Origin of the sequence: Microbulbifer yueqingensis (assembly GCF_900100355.1) — a bacterium.
Lineage (GTDB): Bacteria > Pseudomonadota > Gammaproteobacteria > Pseudomonadales > Cellvibrionaceae > Microbulbifer > Microbulbifer yueqingensis.
Genome location: NZ_FNFH01000002.1, coordinates 744,766 through 767,699 on the forward strand (window position 1 = coordinate 744,766; position 22,934 = coordinate 767,699).

Consider the following 22,934-nt stretch of genomic DNA (forward strand, 5'->3'; position numbering starts at 1 on the left):
TATTACACCTTGTCCTCGCCTGCGGACCGCCCTCAGGCGCCGCCCTTCGCCTGTTGGGCCGGCTTGTGATCACTGTTCTCGTCCGGGGTTGGCTGGGTGCGGTAGCTCCACACCATCAGCGCGATACCGGCAACGATCATCGGCAGGCTGAGCAGCTGACCGCGGGTCATCCAGCCGAACAGGTCAAAGCCGATATGCCCATCCGGCTCCCGCACGAACTCCACCGCGAAGCGGAAAATACCGTATAAAAGAAGGAAGAGCCCCCCGACCGCAAGTCGTGGCCGCGGCTTGCGTGAGAACCACCAGAGGGCCGCAAACAGCACCAGCCCCTCCAGGAATGCCTGGTAGAGCTGGGAGGGGTGGCGGGCCAACATCTGCGGGTCGCGGGGGAACACCATCCCCCAGGGGCCGTCGGTGGGACGCCCCCACAGCTCCTGGCCTATGAAGTTGCCGAGACGCCCCAGTCCCAGGCCGATCGGCACCAGCGGCGCGACGAAGTCGATCAGGTCGGGGAAGGTGGTACCTATCTTGCGCGCGTAAATCGCAGTAGCCAGCATCACGCCCACCAGGCCGCCGTGAAAGCTCATGCCCCCTTCCCACACACGCAACAGCGACAGCGGTTCCTCCACCAGCTGCGGGAAGTTATAAAAGAACATGTAGCCGAGGCGACCGCCAGCGACCACGCCAATGGCGCAATAGAGGATCAGGTCCTCCACCTCCGACTTGACCAGGGGGGTCCAGGGCTTGGCCGCGCGCCGCAGGGCCAGCCACCAGGCGGCGATGAAGCCCGCCAGGTACATGAGTCCGTACCAGTGCACTTTCAGCGGCCCTATGGCCACGGCAACCGGGTCGATTTCAGGGTAAGTCAGCATGGTCAGATCGGCTTTGTTGGCAAAGCGCGTATTATGGGCGTAAACGCGCCCGCTGCCAAAGTGCCGCCGACCGGTGCGGGGCAATCCAGAACAGTGAGACCGGAAGTACCGCCATGTGCCTGCTGCTTTTTGCGTATCGCGCCCATCCCCGCTACCCGCTGCTGATGGCCGCCAACCGGGACGAGTTCTTCAGCCGCCCCTCGGCCCCGGCCGGCTACTGGGGGGAGACCGGCGTTGTGGCCGGCCGCGACCTGCAGGCGGGCGGCACCTGGGCCGGGGTCGCCGCCGGACGGGTGGCAGCGGTCACCAACATCCGCGAGCCCCAGGTGCCGAGCCCGGCGGAACCGCTCTCCCGCGGCGATATCCCGCGCGATTTCCTGCTGGGCTCGACTCCTCCGGACGATTTTGCCCTACAGCTCGCGGCGCCGCGCTACCGGGGGTTCAATGCGTTGCTATTCCAGCTGGGCGCCCAACGGGAACTGGTCTGTGCCGGCAATCGCCATCCCGCCTTTGCCTTCTCCCCCGGCATTCACGGCATCTCCAACGGCGCCCCCGACGCCCCCTGGCCCAAGGTGGTGCGCGGGCGGGAGCAACTGGCAGCGCTGGTAGGCAAGCTGGCCGGCGAAATCGACCGGGATAACTTTGTCGCGCCCGCCCTGGAGCTGCTGGCCGACCGCCGGCGCCCCCCGCGCGATGCGCTGCCCGACACCGGCGTCGGCGGCGAGCTCGAGCACGCGCTGTCGCCCATCTTCGTCCATATCCCGCCCGGCGAACTGGCGGTTCCGCGCGACGGTATCGAGGCCCCGCGGGACGCTTACGGCACTCGCGCCAGCACGCTGGTGGCGGTGGACCGGGAGGGCGTGACCCAGCTCTGGGAGCAGAACTTTGACGAGGACACGGGCGCGGGGCCCCTGCGCCACTATACCCTCACCTCCCCCCGCACCTCCGGCTGATCCTGCCCTCCTCTCCCATCCCGCCGCCGGGGACTTTGACCACGCAGTCCCAAATAGCGCTGTCACATAGAGTGAAATGAACGGTGCGCCAAGCAAATCCCCGAATTGTTGCCATACTTAATTTCACGGGGCGGCCAATGTTGATATACGCGCAACAGCGCGGGACAGCCGCCCATAAAAAGGAACGTCGCGCGGGACGCAAGACAAAGGCGGGCCGTCGATAAGTCACTATCGACGCACAACAGGACGGGCTCGCCGCAGGTTGGGAAGGTATGAACGATCTGGCGCCCGACGTCTGAATTTCGGATTGCACCGGGCCCTGCAGCATCGCTGAGGTACCATGTCGTATTTCAACCCTGAGCGCCGCACACGCAAATCTGTACTGCCATTGTTGATGCTTGGCAGCCTGTGCATAGTCGCCCTCTATTACGCCTTTACCGCGAACCAGCAGACGGTGCCGGTCTTGCCGGAAAATGCCGTGCGCCCCCACCTGATTCGCTGGCTGGTTGAAAACCCCGATTCCTGGCCGGCCCAGGATCCTATCTTCAATCCGGCCGCCGTGCGCCGGATCTATGAGCGCACCGACTATCGGCTGCTCTGGTTCGACAACTACAGCCTGAGCGACACCGCCAATGACCTGCTCAAGCAGCTGACTGCCTCGAGCTCCGGCAACCCGAGCAGTATGGTGGATTACCGCTACCACCTGGGCTACTTCGACCGCACCCTGCGCGATACACCACAGCGCCTGCAGATGGCGGCAGTGCTGGATGTACTGTTGACCGATGCATTTGTGTCTTACGCGCAGGATACCCAGCTCGACAAGATGAAACCCCGCACCCGCAGGGAGCGCGACATCACGCCCGTCAGTCACAACGAGGGCCGCTTCGAGCTGGTGGCCTATACCGCGCAACGCCAGGCCAGCTCCAGCGGCCGCAAGTATTTCCGCGGCTATGAGCGGGGCGCCACCGTGCGCCGGGAAAGTGACATCAACCGTTACCGCCACTATACCCGCAGCCGCAATATCGACCGCTCGCGTCACTACTCCTATCCACGCAGCGGCGAGGCCCGCAGCCGCAGTACCAGCTCGCGCTTCGCCCCCGGGGGACTGCCCCCGCGCAACGGCCAGCGCAGCTACACCACCAGTGACGGCCTGCCCGCGGTCGGTGGCGCGCCCGACCACAGCGAGGGCCCGTACATAGCGGAAGACACCCCTTACGGGCGCGAGGAGCAGGCACTGCGGGAACAGCTGGCACTCTACCGCAGCATCGCTGACAGTGGCCGCTGGCGCCCGCTCCCGGCCGGTCCGGCGATGACCATTGGTGCCCGCCATCCCAACGTCGCCCACCTGCGCAACCTGCTGTCCCTGTATGGCGACTACCGCAGTTACACCGGTGAGGCCAACAGCACCCGGTTCGACCGCCGCCTGCATGAGGCTGTGCTGCGCTTCCAGCGTCGTCATGGACTCAAGGCCGACGGCATCGTGGGGCGCGAGACCCGGGCGCGCCTGAACCTGTCGCCCACGGCCCGCGTCAACATTATCGAGAAGAATATCCGCCGGCGCAGGGAGCTGCCGACCAACCTCGGGGACCGTTTCATCCAGGTGAATGTACCCGCGTACGAGCTGTATTACGTGGAGGATGACCGTATCCAGCTGTCGATGAATGTGGTGGTCGGAAAGAAGAAGCACGCCACGCCGGAGATTACCACCCGGGTCAGCAGGGTAGTGTTCAACCCTACCTGGACCGTGCCGCGCAGTATCCTGGTCAATGAAATATTGCCCAAGGCACGCGCCAACCCGGAGGGCATGGAGAAAATGGGGTACCGTGTAGTCAGCGGCAGTGGGGAGCACCTGCCCCTCACCTCCAAGAACCTGTCCGCCGCCAAGCAGGGATCATTCCTGATGCGACAGCTGGGTGGAGAGGACAATATCCTCGGCCGGGTCAAGTTCGAGATCCCCAATACCGACGATATCTACCTGCATGACACCCGTGCCCGCAGCCTCTTCTCGCTGACCGAGCGCGGCTACAGCCACGGGTGTATCCGCCTGGAGAAACCCCGCCACCTGGCCGAGGCACTGCTGCGCCCGCAGGGTGACTGGGACCAGTGGCGCATCAACCAGCTCACCGTGGGCGACGAGACTACCGAGGTGAACATGAAGCGAAACGTTAAGGTATATATCACCTACTGGACTGCCTGGGTCGATGGGCAGGGTCAGCTGCATTTCCGGCCGGACATTTACGGCAAGGACGGTCTCGCCGCCAACCAGTTCTGACCGGAAGCGCGGCCGGAGGCCCCGGCCGGCCGCGCATATTCCTTTTTCGCCCTGAGGGGCGCGTGGCGCATTCCCCATAAGTATTGGTTCGGGCACCCCCATTAGTTATCACTGTGAGCACGAGTCTCAGTCCATCTGGCCGATTCCGTCTCACAGGGGTAAGTCATGGGTGCCGACAACCATCAACGGTTCCGCGAAATTCCGTCCACCCGGCGTTGCAGTGCGCTGGCACTGGCAATCGCCGTAGGGCTTTCGGCCCAGGGCCCGCTTGCTGCAACCACCGGTGCAGACCCCGCCGCCAGCCCGGTCGGGGAAACTCTCGACCCTTTTAGCCCGTACGGTCGCCAGCACGCCCTGCTGGCTGAAGAGCTGGCTCGCTACCGGGCCCTCACTGCCGGCGATGCCTGGCAGCCGCTGCCCGCGGGCGCGGCGCTGGCCCCCGGCACGCGCGACCCACGGGTCGCGCAACTGCGCAGCCTGCTCATGCAGTACGGCGACTATTCCCTCGAGGACCACCGCGACCCGGCCCATGGCGCGGACGAATACGACTCGCGGCTGCTACAGGCGGTACAGCGCTTCCAGCGCCGCCACGGCCTGAGGGACAGCGGCCTGGTGGACGACGCCACCCGGGCGCACCTGAATGTCCCCCCGGCCAGGCGGGCCGAAACACTGTTGGCCAACCTGGTGCGCCTGCGGAATATGCCGCGGGAGCTGGGCCCGCGCTACATCCTGGTCAACATACCGGACTACAGCCTGCGCCTGATGGACGGCGAACGCGAGTCCTTCCGCATGCGCGTGGTCGTGGGGAAACCCAAGCACGCCACGCCGCAGATCAGTACCCGTATGACCCGCGTGGTGTTCAACCCGATCTGGCGGGTGCCGCAGAATATCGCCCTGCGCGAGTTGCTGCCCAAGGGCAGTGCCAGCCTGGCTGCCGACGGCTACCGGCTGGTCAACCATCGCGGGCGGGCGGTGCCCTTTACGCGCGGAAATATTGCCGGAATTCGCCGCGGCAAGATCATGCTGCACCAGAAGGGCGGACCGGGAAATGCACTGGGACGGGTGAAGTTTGTCATCCCCAACCGCGACGCCATCTTCCTGCATGACACCAACAGCAAGCACCTGTTCAAGAAGAATGAACGTGCCTTCAGCCACGGCTGTATCCGCCTGGAAAAACCGCTGGAGTTCGCACGCCTGATGCTGGCGGAGCAGAACAACTGGAGCGATCGGCGCATCGAACGCTACCTGAACACAACCCGTACCCGCGGCGTGCCCCTGGAACAGCCGCTGCCGGTGTATATCGCCTACTGGACCGCGTGGGTGGATGAGGAGGGCCTATTGCAATTCCGCCCGGATATCTACGAGCGGGACCCGGAGGATGCCGCCCGGGCGGCTGAATAGGGCATGGCTACCACACCCATGATCCTCCGACGGTGGCTGCCATACATGCTCGCGGCAGTACTGTCGGGCACCCTGGCAATCCCCGGCTTCGCCGTGAGCCCGCCCGCGGATGGCGCCGAGGCCGCCGCCAGGCTCCGGGCGGAGGCAGAGCGCTATCGCCAGATGGAAGCCGGCTGGCGGCCTGTGGACAGGGGCCCGCCGCTGCAGCCCGGGGACCGTGACAAGCGCGTGACGCAGCTTCGCGACGCGCTGGAACTGCTCGGGGATTACCACGGCCTGCCCGGGCCCGTCACCCTGATTCCCCCGGACCCGTCCCGCTTCGACAGCGCCGTGCAGACAGCCGTGGAGCGCTTCCAGCGCCGCCATGGACTGAAGCCCCACGGCACCGTCGACTATCGCACCCTGCGTGAACTTGCAGTCAGCCCGGCCACCCGCGCGCGCCAGCTGGAGCTCAACGCCCAGCGCTGGGAAAAACTGCCGCTGCCGCGCAAGGACCGCTATGTCCTGGTGAATATTCCCGAGTACCGCCTGCAGCTGATTGAGGGAGGGCGAGAGGTGTTGGGAATGAAGACGGTGGTGGGCAAGACCAGCTCTCGCACTCCCGAGATTACCAGCCGCATCACCAATGTGGTGCTCAATCCCACCTGGACGGTGCCGCGCAGTATCCTGCTGACCGAGCTGCTGCCCAAGGCCCGCAACAACCCCGAAGCCATGCACAACCGGGGTTACCGGGTGGTCTCCTACCGCAACGGCCACACCGCGCCCATCTCCGCCCACAGTATTGACCGTGCCGCCGACGGCCACGCCACGCTGCGCCAGTTGAGCGGCCCCGGCAACACGCTCGGGCGGGTCAAGTTCGTGCTTCCCAACCGGCAGTCGATCTACCTCCATGACACCCAGGCCCAGAGCCTCTTCGCCCTGAGCCAGCGCGCCTTCAGCCATGGCTGCATCCGGCTGGAACGCCCCGAGGAGCTTGCCTACGCGCTGCTGGAGAGGCAGGGCTGGGACCGCACACGCATCGCCCAGGTGACCACCGGTACCGAGACCATGAATATCCGGGTGGAGAAACCGGCAAGGCTGTTCATCGCGTATCTCACGGCATGGATTGACGGGGACGGCCGCCCCCAGTTCCGCCGCGATATCTATCATCACGACCGCTCCGAGACCACACCGGAGTGACCTGAACGCTCTCCTACCAAGCTATCTGCAGGCTTACCAACCGCCCTCGTCCGGTGCGGACCGCCGGTCGGCCCCCGGGGGGCACAAAACAACACCAGATAGTCGCAAAAAAATTTTTTTTCAGCCACCAGACCCGCACTGACAACGCTGTCTCAGTTGGGCGCTCCCAAGTGACGGATCTGGCGCACACAGTGCGGCTCTCCTATAGCCCAATAGAACAATTTTGCCAAACCTGTCTTTCGATTCTTTTGTAATTAACGGTAAAAGGTTTGTAACGGGTGGTTATTTTTCGTACATTTCTTCCCGTGCCTGACGGCGCCCAGAGCAACGCGACGGGTTCCACAGGCAAGAGAGAGAAACACATGACGAGGCGGAAACAGGGTATGAACAATCCATCCAGACGTCGATTCCTGGCAGTTACCTGCGCAACAGCGGCTGCGGTCACTGCCGGACCGACACTCGCGAAAGTGGGCAATGCCCGCACACTGAAAATGCGCAACCTGCACACCGGAGAGACGTTGAACACCGCCTTCTGGTCGAATGGTGACTACGATAGCAGCGGCCTGAAGCAGTTCAACCGTCTGCTGCGCGACCACCGCGCCAACGAAGTTACGCGTATGGACCCGGAGCTGTTTGACATTGTCTACAAGCTGAAGCAGAAACTGGGCTTTAACGGCACCGTGGAGATCATCTCCGGCTACCGTTCACCCAAGACCAACGCCAAACTGCGCGCACAGGGGCGTGGTGTTGCACGACGCAGCTACCACACCCGCGGCATGGCGCTCGATATCCGCTTCCCGGGTATCAGCACCTCCAAGCTGCGCCGGGCGGCCATGGATCTCAGGGCTGGTGGTGTAGGCCACTACCCGAAGAGCGGCTTCGTGCACGTCGATACCGGTCCGGTACGCAGCTGGTAAACCACAGGCTCGACGACACCAAACACAAACCCCGGCCATGGCCGGGGTTTGTCGTTTACGGGAGGCTCCAGCGATTCAGTTGCCGGTGGTGAAAGAGACCGGGGTCATCTCCTCCTCAGAAGCTGGCACCTCCTTGCGGCCCGACATCAGCCCGGCCATCTCCTCCAGCAGTTCCCTTGCTTTCGCCAGCTGCCCGAGCTCGGCCAGCTCAATCGGGTCTTCCATCTTCACCAGCAGCTCCTCGAGCGCCTCGAAATCCTGCTCCAGCAGCTCCTGCTGGCGCACGTCCAGCAGCAGTTCTGCCATGCCGGGCCCCTTGGTGGGCACCCAGGCCGCCTGCAGGGTGCGCAACATGGCCAGGATCGCCTGCTTGGAGTCAGCCGCACGGCCGCTCTCCACATCGCTCTCGGAACTCTCCGGGACGCGGCGCAGTATCTCCTCGTCGACGGTGCGGATATGGGATGCCCGCACCTGCTGCAGCCGTGCGGCAGGCTCAAGGGCGAGGAAATGGCGCGACAGGTCATTCGCCTTGAAGGGCCAGCGCCGCACCAGACCTTCCAGGTCTTCCTCTAGCGCGCGGCCCATCAGGCGGGTGAGTTCACGGCGGCGGTTGGCCGCCAGCGCCTCCGGCTCCTCGCCCTTGTCGGCGGGCTGGAATTCCTCCGCCGTGCGCTCACTCGTGGGCCCCCAGAGCATGATTTCCAGCGCGTGGAAGCCGGTACTCGCCTCCTCGTGGGCAGTCAGCCGGTGCTGCCGGCGCAGGTTGGCCAGGGTCAGTTCCACCGCGGTGTCATTGACGATGCCGCTTTCCGAGTAACCCGGCACCGTGTCCAGGTAGCCTGCCTGCACCGGCCAGCTGTCCATGGCCAGCACCAGCTCGCGCCCCTGGTCACGCAGCTCGGCCGGGGCAAAAGCCAGCTGTATATAGGGCAGGGCCCCGGCGAATTCACGGTGGGCATCCAGCCACGCGAGCTTGGCAGACTCCAGGTGGTCCTCACTGGGCTTGTCGAGCAGCGTCTCCAGCGCCCGGTTGAGGGCCTCGACCGAGGCGCGGGCGTCGATCAGGTGGGCCTCGCCGGCCTGCCAGAAGGTATGGGAGAAACGCTCGGCCTTCTTGCGGTCGATCTCCCGCGGCGCCACCTCTCCCGGCTGTTCCAGCTGCTGCTGTTTATCCCGCGTCTCGCAGCCTGCCAGCCCGAGCACCACCAGCACTGCGGCAGTCATCGCTACAGCGCGCCTGAGAACGATTGATCCAGTCACACAGTTCCCCATTTCAAGCAATTGAACATTGTCGGTCCCGCAACGCCCCGCTGTGCGCGGGCGCCCCGGTGTTTAATCCTGGCTCCGCAGGCTGATAATCGGCCAGCCCCGCTGCTCGGCCTCGGCGCGCAGGCGCGCGTCCGGGTCCACGGCTACCGGGTGCTCCACCCGTTCCAGCAGCGGCAGGTCGTTGATGGAATCACTGTAGAACCACTTCTCCCCGCGTTGGTACTCAGGGTTTCGCGCCAGCCACTGGTCCAGCCGCAACACCTTGCCGCCCCGGAAGCAGGGCTCGCCCAGTACCCGTCCGGTGAAGCTGCCTTCGACCTCCTCCGGCTCCGTTGCCAGCAGGGTATCGACCCCCAGCCGGGCGGCAATGGGTTCAACCACGAAGCGGTTGGTCGCGGTAATAATCATGATGTGGTGACCCTTGCGCCGGTGCTCCCCGATCAGCTCCTCGGCCCGCGGCAACCAGATTTCACTGATGACCTCGCGCATGAACTCTCGCTGGAGATTGGCCAGCTGGACCCGGGAAATCTGGGCCAGCGGCTCCAGCGCGAACTCCAGGTAGGCAAAGATATCCAGTTCCCCGCGCTGGTAGTCGCGGTAGAAGCGGTCATTGGCTGACCGGTAGCGATCGCTGTCGACATGTTCCCGGGCCACCAGGAACTCGCCCCACGCGTAATCGCTGTCACCGCCGATCAGAGTGTTATCCAGGTCAAAAATTGCCAAATGCACCGCACGCTCCCTTATCAGACTATAGCCGGCAGCGAACAAATTGCCGCCAGTCGCCGGGACCAGGGGTCCCCGCGGCGGTCAATTTTACCCTGCCCGGGAACGGTTCACAGGATACGTTTCACTGAATTGCAGTTATGTCCCCCGCTGTGGAACAATGCTTGGCAACAGTGCGCGGTGAAGAGGCCGCGCCAACAGATTTAGAGGACGGGAATTTGGGCGACGGCAAGCCAAAGCAGCCCGGGCGAAAGAATCGCCGCAGATCCGCCAAGTCCAACCGCATCGACGCGCCGCCCGCCAACCGCAAGGCGCGCAGCCAGGGCGGCGACAACAGCAGCAATATCGACGCGGAGGGGTTTCGCCCCAATGTCGGCATCATTGTCCTGAATGATCGCGGCCAGGCACTCTGGGCGCGGCGGGTCGGCGGTAAGGACGCCTGGCAGTTTCCACAGGGCGGCATCAATCCCGGGGAATCCGCGGAGCACGCGCTCTATCGCGAATTGTACGAGGAAATCGGCCTGACCCGCGACCAGGTGCGCATGATCGCCTGCACCCGTGGCTGGTTGCGCTACCGCCTGCCCCAGCGCCTGGTGCGCCGGCGCTCGGAACCCCTGTGTATCGGGCAGAAACAGAAGTGGTTCCTGCTGCAGTTGCAGGCGCCCGAATCTGCCATCAGTTTCAACAATGGCTACAAGCCCGAATTTGACCACTGGCGCTGGGTCAGTTACTGGCACCCCCTGGACAAGGTGGTGGCCTTCAAGCGCGAAGTTTACCGACGCGCGCTTACCGAACTGGCCCCCCAGCAAATACAATTGGAAAAGCGCTGGCTGGACGAGCGAGGTTAGTCCTGTCCGTTTAACCGGCAACCTGTCAACCGGATAGCGAACCGCGGAGGGAGCCGCGCCCGCCCGAGCCAGCGACCAAGCGGGCCGGGCCTGGCAACATGCCCCGCCAATCATACGCCGCAGCGCTGCTGCCGGCGGACAGTTCCGCTCCACGGCGAGGAAAGGCTTTTGCTCGGATCACTTCGCAGCATCGTTCAGGAAGTCAACGCGGCGCGGGACCTGCCCGCGGTGCTGGATATCATCGTCCGGCGAGTGCGCGACGTGATGCACACCAGGGTCTGTTCCGTTTACCTGCGCGATAACCAGTCCGGCACCTATGTGCTGATGGCAACCCGCGGCCTCAACCCCGATGCCGTGGGCAACGTGCACCTGGCGCCCGGCGAGGGCCTGGTCGGCAACGTGGTGACCCGGGAGGAACCGATCAACCTGGAGCGGGCCGAGGCGCACCCGGCCTATCATTATTTCCCCGCCACCGGTGAGGAGCGTTTCAGCGCGTTTCTCGGCACCCCCATCATCCACCACCGGCAGGTGCTCGGCGTACTGGTAGTGCAGCAGGCCGAGCAGCGGCGCTTCGACGAGGGCGAGGAGGCCTTCCTGGTCACCCTGTCGGCACAACTGGCCGGGGTGATCGCCCACGCCGAGGCCACAGGCGCCCTGGCCGCCATCGGCCAGCAGCGACGCGAGGCCAAGTTCACCGGCCTGGCGGCATCACCCGGCGTCGCCATCGGCCGCGCGCACATCGTGGTGCCGCCGGCCAACCTGGCCACGGTGCCCTACGCCTGTTGTATGGACGTTGATGCCGAGCTGGAGCTGTTCCAGCAGGCGCTGTCGAATGCCCGCGAAGAGATCCGCGAAGTGGGCGAGCAGCTCAAGGGGGACCTCAACCGCGAGGAGCGGGCGCTGTTCGATGCCTATATCAGCATGCTCGACGACAGCTCCATTGCCGTCGAGGTGTGCGACCGCATCCGGCAGCAGCTCACCGCGAGCCGCGCCTGGGCCGAGGTAATGCTCGAGCACGTGCGGCGCTTCGAGGCCATGTCCGACTCCTACTTCCGCGACCGCGCCGCCGACGTGCGCGACCTGGGCGCGCGCGTGCTGATGCACCTGCGCCAGCAGCAGCAGGCGGAGCGGGACTATCCCGAAAACACCATCCTCGTGGGCGAGGAGCTCACGGCGGCGACCCTGGCACAGGTGCCGCGGGAGAAACTGATCGGGCTGGTGTCGGTCAAGGGGTCCGGTAACAGCCACGTGGCCATTATCGCCCGTGCCATGGGACTGCCGGCGGTGATGGGGGCCCAGGAGCTGCCCTTTGAGCGGATCGACGGCGAGGACCTGGTAGTGGATGGCTACCGCGGCGAGCTGTTCGTGCACCCGAGCCCGGAGCTCCGGCGGCGCTACGACAGTATCGTGGAAGAGGAGCGCGAGCTTGCGAAAAACCTCGACTACCTGGCCACGCTGCCGGCCGAGACTGCCGACGGGCACCGCGTACGCCTGTGGGTCAATACCGGCCTGATGGCCGACGTGGTGCGCTCGCTGGAGCGGGGCGCCGAGGGCGTGGGCCTTTACCGGACCGAAGTGCCCTTCCTGCTGCGCGACCGCTTCCCGTCGGAGGAGGAACAGCGCGAGATCTACCGCGAGCAGCTGGAGGCGTTCGCCCCCCGCCCTGTGACCATGCGCACCCTGGATATCGGCGGCGACAAGGCGCTGGCCTACTTCCCCATCGAGGAGACCAACCCCTTCCTCGGCTGGCGGGGCATCCGCGTAACCCTGGACCACCCGGAGATTTTCCTGGGCCAGGTGCGGGCAATGATGAAGGCCAGCCTGGGGCTCGACAACCTGCGCATCATGCTGCCCATGATCAGCGGCATCGGCGAGCTGGTCTCGGCGCGCAAGCTGGTGGAACGGGCCCACGCCGAACTGGTGGACGAGGGTTTCGACATCGCCATGCCCCCGCTGGGGATCATGATCGAGGTGCCCTCCGCGGTATACCAGGCACGGGAGCTGGCGGAGCAGGCGGATTTCATCTCGGTGGGCAGCAACGACCTCACCCAGTACCTGCTGGCGGTTGACCGCAGCAACAGCCGTGTCGCCGGTATCTACCACTCACTGCACCCGGCGGTACTGCGGGCGCTCCAGGAGATCATCACCGCCGGCCACGAAGCCGGCACCAAGGTGGGTATCTGCGGCGAGCTGGCCGGCGATCCCGGCGGAGCGCTGCTTCTGATGGCAATGGGATACGATGTGCTGTCGATGAATGCCACCAACCTCCCGCGGGTCAAGGCGGCGCTGCGCGCGGTGACCAAGCCGGAAGCGGACGAGCTGCTGCAGCGGGTGCTGCCGATGCACAGCCCGCAGGAGATCGAGCATACGGTGCGCGACTACCTCACCGAGATGGGGCTGAAGGCCCTGCTGCAACCCCAGTAACCGGGACGCCAGTACCCCACCCATAACACGCGCCCACAAAAAAAGCCGCAGCGGTTGCCCGCTGCGGCCTTGTCGCCCTGTCGGCCAGGATCAGTCCTCTTCGGACTCGGCCCGGTAGGCATCGGCGTCCAGCAGCTTGTCCAGCTCGCTGGTATCGCTGGGCTTCACGCGGTAGAACCAGCCCTCGTCATAGGGGGAGCTATTGACGGTTTCCGGGGCATCTTCCAGTGCCTCGTTTACCTCTACCACCTCGCCAGAAACCGGCGCGTAGATATCGCTGGCGGCTTTCACCGACTCAACGACACCCGCCTCGTCGCCGGCGGCCAGGGTGGCGCCCACTTCCGGGGTTTCCACGTAGACGACATCACCCAGCGCATCCTGGGCGTGGTCGCTGATACCCACGGTGACAGTGCCGTCCTCTTCCAGGCGCGCCCATTCGTGGCTGGAGAGGTACTTCAGTTCATTGCGAATTTCGCTCATGCGGTGATCCCTCGATTAAGCATTTCTATAAACCGTAACCGGACACGGTGCGCCTGCGCGATTCCATGCACGGTCTTTATCTCATATCCCGGCGGTTACCGGCCTCAGATCACGGACTTGCCGTTGCGCACGAAGCAGGGCTTTACCACCTTTACCGGCACCAGCTTCTTGCGGATTTCCACCTGGGCGCTGTCGCCGACACTTACCGGCACCCGCGCCAGCGCAATGGAATGACCCAGGGTCGGCGAAAAAGTACCGCTGGTGATGATACCGGCCTCGTCGCTGCCGTCCACTCTTACCACCTGGCCCGCACGCAGCACACCGCGCTCTTCCAGCACCAGGCCAACCAACTTGAGTTTCTTGCCGGCGGCCTTCTCGGCCTCCAGCGGCTCGCGCCCGATAAAGCGGCGCTCTTCGGGCTCCCAGGCGATGGTCCAGCCCATGTTGGCGGCCAGCGGCGAGGTGTCGTCGTCCATTTCGTGGCCGTAGAGGTTCATACCGGCCTCCAGGCGCAGGGTGTCACGGGCACCCAGGCCGCAGGGGGCAACACCGGCCTTTTCCAGCGCCCGCCAGAAACCGTCCGCATCGCCTGCCGGCAGCATGATTTCCAGGCCGTCCTCACCGGTGTAGCCGGTGCGGGCCACAAACCAGTCGCCGCGGGCGACGCTCTGGAAGGGCTTGAGGCTGTCGATGGCAGCCGTCCACTCGATGCCCAGGACCTCCTTGGCCTTGTCCAGTGCCTCCGGTCCCTGGATCGCCACCATCGCCAGTTCCGGTCGCTCGGCCAGGGTCACGTCGAAGTCCGCCGCCTGCTCCTGCATCCACGCCAGGTCCTTCTCGCGGGTGGCGCAGTTGACCACCACCCGGTAGCCGGGATCGCGCAGGTAGACGATCAGGTCGTCGATCACCCCGCCACGCTCGTTCAGCATGCCGGTGTACAGCGCCTTGCCGGGTTTGCCGTCCAGCTTGGCCACATCGTTGGCCAGCAGGTGGCGCAGGTAGTCGCGGGCGCCGTCGCCATCGATATCCACGACGGTCATGTGGGAGACATCAAACATGCCCGCGGCGGTGCGCACCTTGTTGTGCTCTTCCAGCTGCGAACCATAGTGCAGTGGCATATCCCAGCCACCGAAATCCACCATTTTGCCGCCCATGGCGACATGTGCGTCATACAGAGGCGTTCTGTTTCCCATCTTTTGTTCTCGAGTCTGCCTGAATGAAAGCCGGGTATTCTACCGGCCGCGCCACCGCCGTTACCAGATGGAGATATCCTGCAAGCCTAGCAGCCGGCGGGACTTAAACCTGCCGGCCCCGCCAGTCGCCGACAAAGATTCCGCTAGCCCCAATCTGCCCGCCGGCAATGGCGGGCAGAGGGGCGCCGGAAACGCTTTGCACCCGGTCTGTTTGGGTGTATAAGTCAGCCGCAGCGACAAGCCGTCGCTTCCCTCCGGAGCCCCGTTATTGAACACTGCCCTGCGCACCGCCGAGAACCGCACTTTCGGCCCGAGCGGTGATGATCCAATCGACCTGATTGCCGCTGCACTGCGGACCGACGGTTACATCGTGCTACCCGCGCCCCTGCCTCCCGCGGTGCTGGGCGGGCTGCTGCGCCATTTCCGCTCCATCGACCGGGAGCATTTCCGGCGCGCGGGTATCGGGCGCGAGGACGAACACCAGCTGAACCGTTTCGTACGCAGCGACAAGATTTTCTGGCTGGACAATGCCAACCCCGCGGTGAGCGCCTACCTGGCCTGGATGGAGACATTGCGCCTGGGGCTGAACCGGCGACTGTTCCTGGGGCTGTTCGATTACGAGTGCCACTACGCCTATTACGATCGCGGCACCTTCTACAAAAAGCACCTGGACGCCTTCAAGGGCAGTACCAACCGGGTGGTGAGCAGTGTGCTTTACCTGACCCCGAACTGGCAGCCGCGCGACGGCGGCGAGCTGGCACTCTATTCCCCCGGCGAGGAGGGCCTGGCCCCGGAGGCGCCGCCGTTGATGAAGGTGGCGCCGCGCTTCGGGCAGATAGTGGTTTTCCTGAGCGAGGAATTTCCCCACGAGGTGCTGCCGGTACAACGGCCGCGCTACAGCGTCACCGGCTGGTACCGGGTCAACAACAGCCTGGGCGACATCATCGACCCGGCTTCCTGAGGCTCTCCCTGCGGGCAGGGCGCCGGGCCGCTAGCCCCGGGTACGGGGATCCTCGTCGTGCCCCTCTTCTGCATCCTCCTCATCCTGCCGGTCTGCCTCCTCGTCTACCTGGAGGCCGTAACGTTTCGACCGCCAGCGCCACAGCCGCTTGGCCACCTCCTGGCGGTCGGGATTCTTGTCCGCCTCATCGACGATCTCCTCCCCCAGGAGCTCTTCCAGGATGTCCTCTAGCGTGACCAGGCCCTCCAGGCTGCCGTACTCGTCCACTACCGCACTGATCTGCACCCGCCGGCGCAGCATCTTCTGGAATGCCTGGTAGATGGTGGCAGTCTCCGGCAACATCAGCAGATCGCGGCGGAACATGCCCAGCTTTTCCGTCCGGTCGCCCTTCGCATATGCCAGCAGCAGGTCCCCCTTGAGCACAAAGCCCACCACGCAGTCCGGGTCCTGCCGTTCGTAGATGGGAATGCGGGAAAAGCGACTCTTCTCCACCTCCTCGTAAGACTCGGCTATGGTCGCGTCCTGTGACAGCGAGAAAACCACCGTCCGTGGCGTCATGACCTCCCGCACGGAGTGGTCGCGCAGGGTAAAGAACAGGTTGCGCAGGATGCTGGACTCACGCTCTTCCAGCTGCCCTTCCTCTGCGCCCAGCTGGGCCATCACCGCGAATTCCTCGCGGCTGAAACCGGTCAGGGTGGGTCCATGGGACATGCCGCGAGTCAGCCAGTCCGACATTTTCACGAAGGGATACAGCAGCCACACCAGCGCCCGCAGGGCATAAGCCAGGTATGGTGCCAGCTGGCGCCAGTAAAACGCCCCCAGGGTCTTGGGAATGATTTCGGAAAACACCAGGATCAACAGCGTGAGTATGGCGGAGGCAATCCCCAGGTACTGGTTGCCGAATACCGCGGCCGCCTGCGCGCCGGCGCCGGCGGCGCCGGCCGTATGGGCGATAGTGTTCAGGGTAAGGATGGCAGCCAGCGGCGCGTTGATATCCTGTTTCAGCTCCCGCAGCACGCGGCCGGACCTGTGTCCCTCGCGCTCCAGCAGGCTGATGTAGGGAGTGGTCACACTGAGGATGACTGACTCGGCAATAGAGCACAGGAAGGAAAACCCCAGCGCAATCAATACGTAGACGATCAGCAGAACCATCGCGTGTCAGGCCGTCCCTTCTCGATTGGCAAAATGGCGGTCGCCGCCGGCGAGGCAATAGAGTGCGGCAAGCAGGACGCCACAGGCGAACCCGCCCATATGGGCCGCGTTGGCGACCCCCACTCCGAGGACCAGGGTCACCAGGCCGGTGGCGCAAAGTAACAGCCAGCCCACCGCCACCGCAACAATACCGCCGGGCACTTCGCGCCAGTCGGGGTGACGCCGCTGCAGTATAAACACGCAGCCCACCAGCGCGTACACCACCCCGGACATGCCGCCGAAAATGATCTGCGGGGACCACCAGAACTGCGCCAGGTTGGCAGCCGCCGCACTTACCAGAACCAGCAACAGGAACACGGCACCGCCCGCACGCGCTTCCAGCGGCCGCCCGAGTATCCAGATACCCAGCGCGTTAAAGAGTGCATGTGGAAGGGAGAAATGCAGGATTGCAGGGCTCCACAGGCGCCAGTACTCACCACTGGAAAAGTGCCAGGCCAGGGTCGAGCGGGCCAGGGTGAAGTCGGCACTGCGGTCTGGCATGATCACCAGCTCGCGGGCAAAGCTGCCCCCGGCCAGGAACCAGCCGGCAAAACACAGCACGATCAGCACCAGGCTCACCGGGGTGCGGTTCAACGGCCAGCTGGGCAGGCCCGGCACCGTGGCCTCGTACTCCCCGGCTGGTGCCTCAGCCGCGGCACCAGCTTCCGGCTCGGCCGTGACCTGCACCCCTGCCAGCTCCAGCTCGCCGGCCTGCCAGCGGTCCAGCAGCGGCCGCAGCAACTCGGCCAGCCGCGGATCCGGAGTGGCCAGGCGCTGGCAGTCGCGCTCTTCAGTGATACGTGCGGGCAGGCCGCAGCGACGGATGAAATCCGCTAGTTCGCTGAGGTCCTGTTCGGGGGAAAACTCCCGGACGATGATCCAGTCGCTCAAGGTGCCTTCTTTGGTCTCTGTCTTTGGTCTCTGCCTGCTGCGACCGCTGCGGACCCGCTCTTCGCGGCGTCTGGCTTCCGCGCCCGGCCGGATCTTCTCAGACCGCCATCGCGCGCAGGATGATCCGTTTCTTCAGTAACGGGCTGGCATCTACCATACTCAATCCCGTGTTGCGCAACCAGCGCCAGTGCAGCTCGCCGGCACCGAACAGCGACTTGAAGGTACTCATCGCCTTGAGCGTGGCCGCGTTGTCGCCGCGGCGGCGGCGCTGGTAGCGGGCCAGTACCGAATTGTCGGAGGGCTCCAGGTCGCGCTTGAGCGCCCGGCCGATTTCCTCGCTCAATACCCGCACATCCTGCAACCCGAGGTTGGCCCCCTGGCCGGCAAGCGGATGGATACTGTGCGCGGCATCGCCAATCAGCACTGCGCCGGGCCCGAAATAGGATTCCGCGTGGCGCGCGCGCAGCGGGAAGGCGAACCGCTCTCCCACTTCCTCGACAGTGCCCAGGCGGCTCTCGAAGGCCTTTTCCAGATTCAGCGCGAAGGCGGCATCGTCGAGCATCACCAGCTCGCGCGCCAGCTCGTCATCCGCAGACCACACCACCGCGCAGTGGTTTTCATCCCCCAGACCGGCCAGCGGCAGGAAAGCCAGCGGCCCCTCCCTCAGGAAGCGCTGCCGCGCCGTGTGGTGGTGCGGCTCGCTGCAACGCGCCACGCATACCATCGCGGTCTGGTGATAGTTGGTTTCGGTACAGCGGATATGCAGCAGGTCCCGCACCCGGGAGCGGACCCCGTCCGCGCCGATCAGCAGGCGCGCACGCAGCACATCCGGGTTGCGCTCGCTCCCCTCGACATCGTTGATACGGTCAGAGCGCGGCTGCAGGTGCCACTGGCCGCAGTCGCGCCACCAGCTCTCGAGCCGGAAACCGGTTATCAGCTCGGCGTTGGGCAACTGCTCGACGCGCCGGCGGAGCACATCCACCACCACATTATTCTCCACGATATGGCCGAGGTTAGGCAGCTGGACATCGCGGCTGTTGAAGCAGACAGAGCCGGTCCCCTCTGCATCCCACACTCGCATCTCGGTGTAGGGACAGGCGCGGTCGCCGATCAGCGCCCAGGCCCCGACCTCCTCCAGCAGCTCGTAGGATGCCTGCGTGAGTGCCACCACCCGCGGATCGTACTGGTCGGGTGCCACTTCCGGCAGCGTTTCGGCAGCCTCCAGTACCGCCACCTGGAACTGCGGGTAGCGCACCGCCAGCAGCGCCGCCTGGGCAAGGCCCACCATGCCGGCGCCGACCACGGCAATATCGAGACGTTGTCTGTTCATAGGTGCATTTCCAGCTGTTTGCGCCCCGGCACAAAACCGGCCGGTGCGCTCAATTAAAGCCCAAAACCGGCGGCCTGGCCGGCGAATCCGGCCCGCAGTGGCGGCGCCAGCGCGAGGCCCAGCAACCCGGCCTGGCGCAGCCCGCCTGCCAGCAGGCCCGGGGCCGCGAACAGGGACGGGACCCGGTCGCTGAAGCCGATCGTCAGTTGCTGGTCGAGACGGCGCTCCCGGGCATACTCCTGTAATAAGTCTAGCCGACCGGATGAATTTTGCGCCATTTCCCCGCAGGCCAGGGCCTGGGCCAGGCCATAACAGTCCCGCAGCGTCAGGTTGAAACCCTGCCCTGCCACCGGGTGCAGGAAATGCGCGCAGTTGCCCACCAGCACCAGGTCCCGGCGCCATTGCTCACGTGCCAGCGACAGGCTCAGTGGGTAACTGCTCACTTCGCCGCAGCACTCGATGCGCCCGGCGCGCCAGCCGAACGTCCGCTGCAGTCGCGCCACGAACTCGCCATCCGACAGGCCCTCCAGCTCCCCGGCCCGCTCCCCGGGGCTGGTCCACACCAGTGCCATCCGGTGGCGGCCGTGCCGGCGTGGCAACGGCAGCAGGGCCATGGGGCCGTCTGCGGTAAAGCGCTCGTAGGCCACACCGCCGTGGTCACGTTGTACACCCACTGTCGTCACCAGCGCGCGCTGGTTGTAGGTCACCTGCTCGGTGTCGATGCCCAGCCGTCGGCAGAGGGGCGAATTCACCCCGTCGGCCACCACCAGCAGGCCGGCGCGCAGGGACTGCACTGCCCCCTCCTCTCCACGGTGCCACTGCAGCCGCACACCCTCCGGGGTCATCTGCAGTTCCGTGACCCGGGCCGGCGCCAGCAACTGCACGGCCGTGGCCGCGAGCGCCCCGTGCAATACGGGGCCCAGGGCCGCGTTCTCAATCACTGCCCCCAGCATATCGTCGAAACTGGCGCGCGCCTCGCGCCGCGCACGCAGGGAAACACCCAGCGCGTGGCCACGGTCGCTGACCTGCACGCGCCGGATCGGTGCAGCGTACTCTTTCAGGCGCGACCACAGCCCCAGGCGATCGAACAGCTGCAGGCTGCCAGCCGCCAGTGCGGTGGCACGGGCATCGAAACTGGGCAGGCGAATGCTGGCACCGGCATCGGGCAGCGGGTGCTGCTCCAGCAGCGCCACCGACAGGTGCGGGCAGAACTGCTGCAGCATCAGCGCCAGGCTGGCACCGGCCATTCCGCCGCCGACAATGGCGACATCCACGAACTCTTCGGGCTGGCTCACAGCAGCGCCTCCTGAACATCCCCGCAACGCATTGCATACTCGATATCGGCGACACTCTTGGGCGCGCCCGCCGACAATATTTCGGCCCCGTCCTTGAGCAGGGCCACGTCATCCTCGATCCGGATACCGATACCGCGGAATTTCTCCGGCACGTGCTCTTCGTCGGCACCGACATAGATGCCCGGTTCCACCGTCATCACCATGCCGGTCTCCAGCTGGCGCCACTGGCCGTGCACGCGGTAATCACCCACATCATGCACATCCATGCCCAGCCAGTGCCCGGCCCGGTGCATGTAAAAACGACGATAGGCGCCCGACTCGATAATCCCGCTGACATCTCCCCGCAGCAGCCCCAGGTCCACCAGCCCCTGGGCGATCACTTCCACACTCGCCTGGTGGGGCGCGTTCCAGTCATTACCGGGGGCGATCGCACAGATCGCCGCCTCCTGGGCCGCCAGCACGATTTCGTACAGCGCCCTCTGCGCGCCGCTGAAGCGTCCGTTTACCGGGTAGGTGCGGGTGACGTCAGCCGCGTAGCCGCGGTACTCACAGCCGGCGTCGACCAGGACCAGGTCTCCGTTCTTCAGCACTGCACTGTTGTCACAGTAATGCATGACCAGTGCGTTGCGACCGCCGGCGACGATACTCGGGTAGGCGGGCTCACGTGCGCCCTCGGCGACGAACCCGTGCAACAGCTCTGCTTCCAGGTGATATTCGCTCAACCCGGGCCGGCAGCGGGCCATGGCGCGGCCGTGCGCCGCCGCCGTGATCTCCGCGGCGCGGCGCATCAGGCGTATCTCCTGGGCGCTCTTGTAAAGGCGCAGGTCGTGCAGGTGCCGGTCCAGGTCAACCAGTTCCGGCGCGCCGCCGCTGCCCGGGGCATTGTCCAGTGCGCGCAGGTAGCCATTGAGGCGCCGGTCGAGCTGGGGAAAACGGCCCATGGTGTAGTAGATGCGGCTGCGCCCCTCGAGCAATCCCGGCAGGATATCGTCCAGGTCGCCGATCGGGAAAGCATCGCACAGTCCACAATGCTCCGCAGCCCGTTCGGGCCCCAGGCGAGGGCCGTCCCACATTTCCTTGTCCACATCGCGTTCGCGGCAGAACAGCAATGACTCCCCCTGCGCCCGGCCGGGCACCAGCACCAGCAGCGCCTCCGGTTCCCGAAAGCCGGTCAGGTAGAGGAAATCACTGTCCTGGCGAAACGGGAAATAGGTGTCGCGCGAGCGCAACTGCTCGCGTGCCGCGGGCACGATCGCGAGCCCATCCCGCTCCAGCCCCGCCACCAGGCGCGCGCGCCGGCGGGCATACTCCGCTTTGGCAATGGCCATCAGTGCACCGTCGGGCCGCCCTCGTCCCCGGTAGTGGCCGGGCGACTCGACTCCTGCACGGCGGCGACCTCGGTAAAAATATTCAGCACCGCCACGCGCACGTATTCCTCGACCTGCAGCAGCTGGTTCTCACCCTCTTCGGAATCGTCCAGTTCAGTTTCATCCACCTGGGCAATAGCCCCGAGGTCCCGCAGGGCCTCTTCGCTGGTGGGCTGCAACTTGCCCTTGAAGTTGCCGATACCGAAACCGTGCAGGAAGCCCTGGCACCAGTGGCCGAGAGTCAGGGTGCGGGCGGTGAGGTCGGGGTCATCGCTCAGCAGCAGCTGGAAATCGAAATCGCTGTCTTGCAGGCGTGCCTGACTTTCCTGTGCCAGCTCTATTAGTGCGCGATTGAGCTCCGCCGGTACCGCCTCGAGGTCGAGCTGGGTGGCCAGCTCCTGCTGCCAGCGCTTTTTGTCGGGGCGCGCCCCCGCCGCCAGCACACCGCAGATAAAACCGTGCGTCTCACTGGGATCGGCCGCGCCGCCGGCGGCCACAATCGAATTGGCGAGGGAGTGAAAGTCGGGAGCGGAATTTTTCATGCTTACAGGTCGATTCCAGTCAGATTTGCTCAGAGTTTGTGCAGTTCGCTGCTTTCTGCACCGTGCGGCCACGCCGGCGACAGCGGCTTCACGTTAAACAGCAACGACCGCAGTGTAAATTTGTGATTACCTGCGCGGGTGGGATAATTGACCCACCATTACACCGGCAATATAGTAGCGGAATCTCGCGCGGTCTGTCGTGGCGGGAGTCTATGCAGGGCGCACGCCTAGAACGCAGGAATTATGGATAAACTAGAAGCGTTAGAAAGCACTGTGGATTCGCTCATCTCCCGCTGCCAGCAGCTGGCCGAGCAGAACCTCGAGCTGCGCCAGCAGGAAGCCGAGTGGCAACGCGAGCGCCAGCGCCTGGTAAAGAATAATGAAGCCGCCCGCTCCCGGGTGGAAGCCATGATCAACCGCCTCAAGGGGCTAGCACAAGAATCCTGATGGGTGAGTCAGCAGCAACGCAGGAAACAGTGACGGTAACGATCCTCGACAAGGAGTACCGCGTTGCCTGCACAGACGAAGAGCGCGCTGAGCTGCAGGCTTCCGCTCGCCTGCTCAACGAGCGCATGTCACGCATTCGCGCCAGTGGCTCGGTCATCGGTCTCGAGCGCATTGCAGTGATGGCCGCGCTGAATATCGCCCACGAACTGATCCAGGCAAAAGCCGAGCTGACGCGCGTGCCCCTCGAGCAGGAAATGCTCGACCGGCTGCAGGACAAGGTCCAGTCCGCCCTCAGCAAAATCGACCCGAACGAGGCCTGAAGCGGCTTGACATTTGCCGCCACAGCCTTTCGCTGCAATATTCCCGCTTAGCGTTTTTT

The 22,934-nt window shown here is 65.1% G+C and carries 21 protein-coding genes; 10 read left to right on the top strand and 11 right to left on the bottom strand.

Annotated elements, in window-relative coordinates:
* Window positions 1-32 precede the first annotated feature (32 nt).
* Window positions 33-872, bottom strand: a complete 840-nt coding sequence (gene lgt / locus BLT26_RS07025; protein WP_091511165.1) for a prolipoprotein diacylglyceryl transferase — start codon at window positions 870-872, stop codon at window positions 33-35.
* Between the two features lie 113 nt (window positions 873-985).
* On the opposite strand from lgt, the gene BLT26_RS07030 reads away from it, so the two are divergent.
* The 5 genes from BLT26_RS07030 (at window position 986) to mepK (ending at window position 7,594) form a co-directional block, all read left to right on the top strand.
* The gene (locus tag BLT26_RS07030; protein ID WP_091510747.1) at window positions 986-1,825 is read left to right on the top strand and encodes an NRDE family protein; all 840 of its coding nucleotides are present in this window, start codon (window positions 986-988) and stop codon (window positions 1,823-1,825) included.
* A 340-nt stretch (window positions 1,826-2,165) separates the two neighbouring features.
* On the top strand, window positions 2,166-4,097 hold the full coding sequence (locus BLT26_RS07035) for a L,D-transpeptidase family protein (protein WP_091510751.1): 1,932 nt from the start codon (window positions 2,166-2,168) through the stop codon (window positions 4,095-4,097).
* A gap of 165 nt (window positions 4,098-4,262) precedes the next feature.
* Window positions 4,263-5,498 (top strand): L,D-transpeptidase family protein, encoded by a 1,236-nt coding sequence (locus tag BLT26_RS07040; RefSeq protein WP_091510755.1) that lies wholly within the window; start codon window positions 4,263-4,265, stop codon window positions 5,496-5,498.
* Between the two features lie 3 nt (window positions 5,499-5,501).
* Window positions 5,502-6,677 carry a L,D-transpeptidase family protein gene (locus BLT26_RS07045; protein WP_091510759.1) on the top strand — a complete coding sequence of 392 codons (1,176 nt, stop codon included), beginning with the start codon at window positions 5,502-5,504 and terminating at the stop codon, window positions 6,675-6,677.
* A 383-nt stretch (window positions 6,678-7,060) separates the two neighbouring features.
* Window positions 7,061-7,594 carry a peptidoglycan L,D-endopeptidase MepK gene (gene mepK / locus BLT26_RS07050; RefSeq protein WP_091510762.1) on the top strand — a complete coding sequence of 178 codons (534 nt, stop codon included), beginning with the start codon at window positions 7,061-7,063 and terminating at the stop codon, window positions 7,592-7,594.
* 75 nt (window positions 7,595-7,669) lie between these two features.
* On the opposite strand, the gene BLT26_RS07055 is transcribed toward mepK, so the two are convergent.
* Together BLT26_RS07055 and BLT26_RS07060 are read right to left on the bottom strand one after the other, a co-directional pair.
* Entirely contained in the window at window positions 7,670-8,854 is a 1,185-nt protein-coding gene (locus BLT26_RS07055) for an imelysin family protein (protein ID WP_245720625.1), read from the bottom strand.
* A 72-nt stretch (window positions 8,855-8,926) separates the two neighbouring features.
* A complete protein-coding gene (locus BLT26_RS07060) occupies window positions 8,927-9,592 on the bottom strand; it encodes a histidinol-phosphatase (RefSeq protein WP_091510769.1) in 666 nt (221 codons plus the stop codon).
* 167 nt (window positions 9,593-9,759) lie between these two features.
* Here BLT26_RS07060 and BLT26_RS07065 point away from each other — a divergent pair, with 167 nt between their 5' ends.
* Complete coding sequence (locus tag BLT26_RS07065) at window positions 9,760-10,434, top strand: RNA pyrophosphohydrolase (RefSeq protein WP_425435278.1); 675 nt, start codon at window positions 9,760-9,762, stop codon at window positions 10,432-10,434.
* A 168-nt stretch (window positions 10,435-10,602) separates the two neighbouring features.
* The gene (gene ptsP, locus BLT26_RS07070; RefSeq protein WP_091510772.1) at window positions 10,603-12,858 is read left to right on the top strand and encodes a phosphoenolpyruvate--protein phosphotransferase; all 2,256 of its coding nucleotides are present in this window, start codon (window positions 10,603-10,605) and stop codon (window positions 12,856-12,858) included.
* 90 nt (window positions 12,859-12,948) lie between these two features.
* Here the strand turns inward: ptsP and gcvH are convergent, their stop codons facing one another.
* Entirely contained in the window at window positions 12,949-13,338 is a 390-nt protein-coding gene (gene gcvH / locus BLT26_RS07075; RefSeq protein WP_091510776.1) for a glycine cleavage system protein GcvH, read from the bottom strand.
* Between the two features lie 104 nt (window positions 13,339-13,442).
* Window positions 13,443-14,531 carry a glycine cleavage system aminomethyltransferase GcvT gene (gene gcvT, locus BLT26_RS07080; RefSeq protein ID WP_091510779.1) on the bottom strand — a complete coding sequence of 363 codons (1,089 nt, stop codon included), beginning with the start codon at window positions 14,529-14,531 and terminating at the stop codon, window positions 13,443-13,445.
* A gap of 268 nt (window positions 14,532-14,799) precedes the next feature.
* Here gcvT and BLT26_RS07085 point away from each other — a divergent pair, with 268 nt between their 5' ends.
* Window positions 14,800-15,492, top strand: a complete 693-nt coding sequence (locus BLT26_RS07085; RefSeq protein ID WP_091510782.1) for a 2OG-Fe(II) oxygenase — start codon at window positions 14,800-14,802, stop codon at window positions 15,490-15,492.
* Window positions 15,493-15,522: 30 nt separating this feature from the next.
* Here the strand turns inward: BLT26_RS07085 and BLT26_RS07090 are convergent, their stop codons facing one another.
* The 6 genes from BLT26_RS07090 to BLT26_RS07115 form a co-directional block, all read right to left on the bottom strand.
* Window positions 15,523-16,644 carry a hemolysin family protein gene (locus BLT26_RS07090; protein ID WP_091510788.1) on the bottom strand — a complete coding sequence of 374 codons (1,122 nt, stop codon included), beginning with the start codon at window positions 16,642-16,644 and terminating at the stop codon, window positions 15,523-15,525.
* A gap of 6 nt (window positions 16,645-16,650) precedes the next feature.
* Complete coding sequence (locus tag BLT26_RS07095) at window positions 16,651-17,574, bottom strand: rhomboid family intramembrane serine protease (RefSeq protein ID WP_091510792.1); 924 nt, start codon at window positions 17,572-17,574, stop codon at window positions 16,651-16,653.
* A gap of 97 nt (window positions 17,575-17,671) precedes the next feature.
* A complete protein-coding gene (locus BLT26_RS07100) occupies window positions 17,672-18,904 on the bottom strand; it encodes a UbiH/UbiF/VisC/COQ6 family ubiquinone biosynthesis hydroxylase (RefSeq protein WP_091510796.1) in 1,233 nt (410 codons plus the stop codon).
* A 53-nt stretch (window positions 18,905-18,957) separates the two neighbouring features.
* Window positions 18,958-20,199 (bottom strand): 2-octaprenyl-6-methoxyphenyl hydroxylase, encoded by a 1,242-nt coding sequence (gene ubiH, locus BLT26_RS07105; protein ID WP_091510800.1) that lies wholly within the window; start codon window positions 20,197-20,199, stop codon window positions 18,958-18,960.
* Window positions 20,196-21,527, bottom strand: coding sequence for an aminopeptidase P N-terminal domain-containing protein (locus BLT26_RS07110; RefSeq protein ID WP_091510804.1), 1,332 nt, complete (start codon window positions 21,525-21,527; stop codon window positions 20,196-20,198). Before BLT26_RS07110 ends, ubiH begins: the two co-directional genes overlap by 4 nt.
* Window positions 21,527-22,108 (bottom strand): UPF0149 family protein, encoded by a 582-nt coding sequence (locus BLT26_RS07115; RefSeq protein WP_091510809.1) that lies wholly within the window; start codon window positions 22,106-22,108, stop codon window positions 21,527-21,529. Before BLT26_RS07115 ends, BLT26_RS07110 begins: the two co-directional genes overlap by 1 nt.
* A gap of 243 nt (window positions 22,109-22,351) precedes the next feature.
* Here BLT26_RS07115 and BLT26_RS07120 point away from each other — a divergent pair, with 243 nt between their 5' ends.
* Window positions 22,352-22,555, top strand: coding sequence for a TIGR02449 family protein (locus BLT26_RS07120; RefSeq protein WP_091510812.1), 204 nt, complete (start codon window positions 22,352-22,354; stop codon window positions 22,553-22,555).
* Complete coding sequence (locus BLT26_RS07125; protein WP_091510814.1) at window positions 22,555-22,875, top strand: cell division protein ZapA; 321 nt, start codon at window positions 22,555-22,557, stop codon at window positions 22,873-22,875. The genes BLT26_RS07120 and BLT26_RS07125 overlap by 1 nt, the downstream gene beginning before the upstream one ends.
* Window positions 22,876-22,934 lie beyond the last annotated feature (59 nt).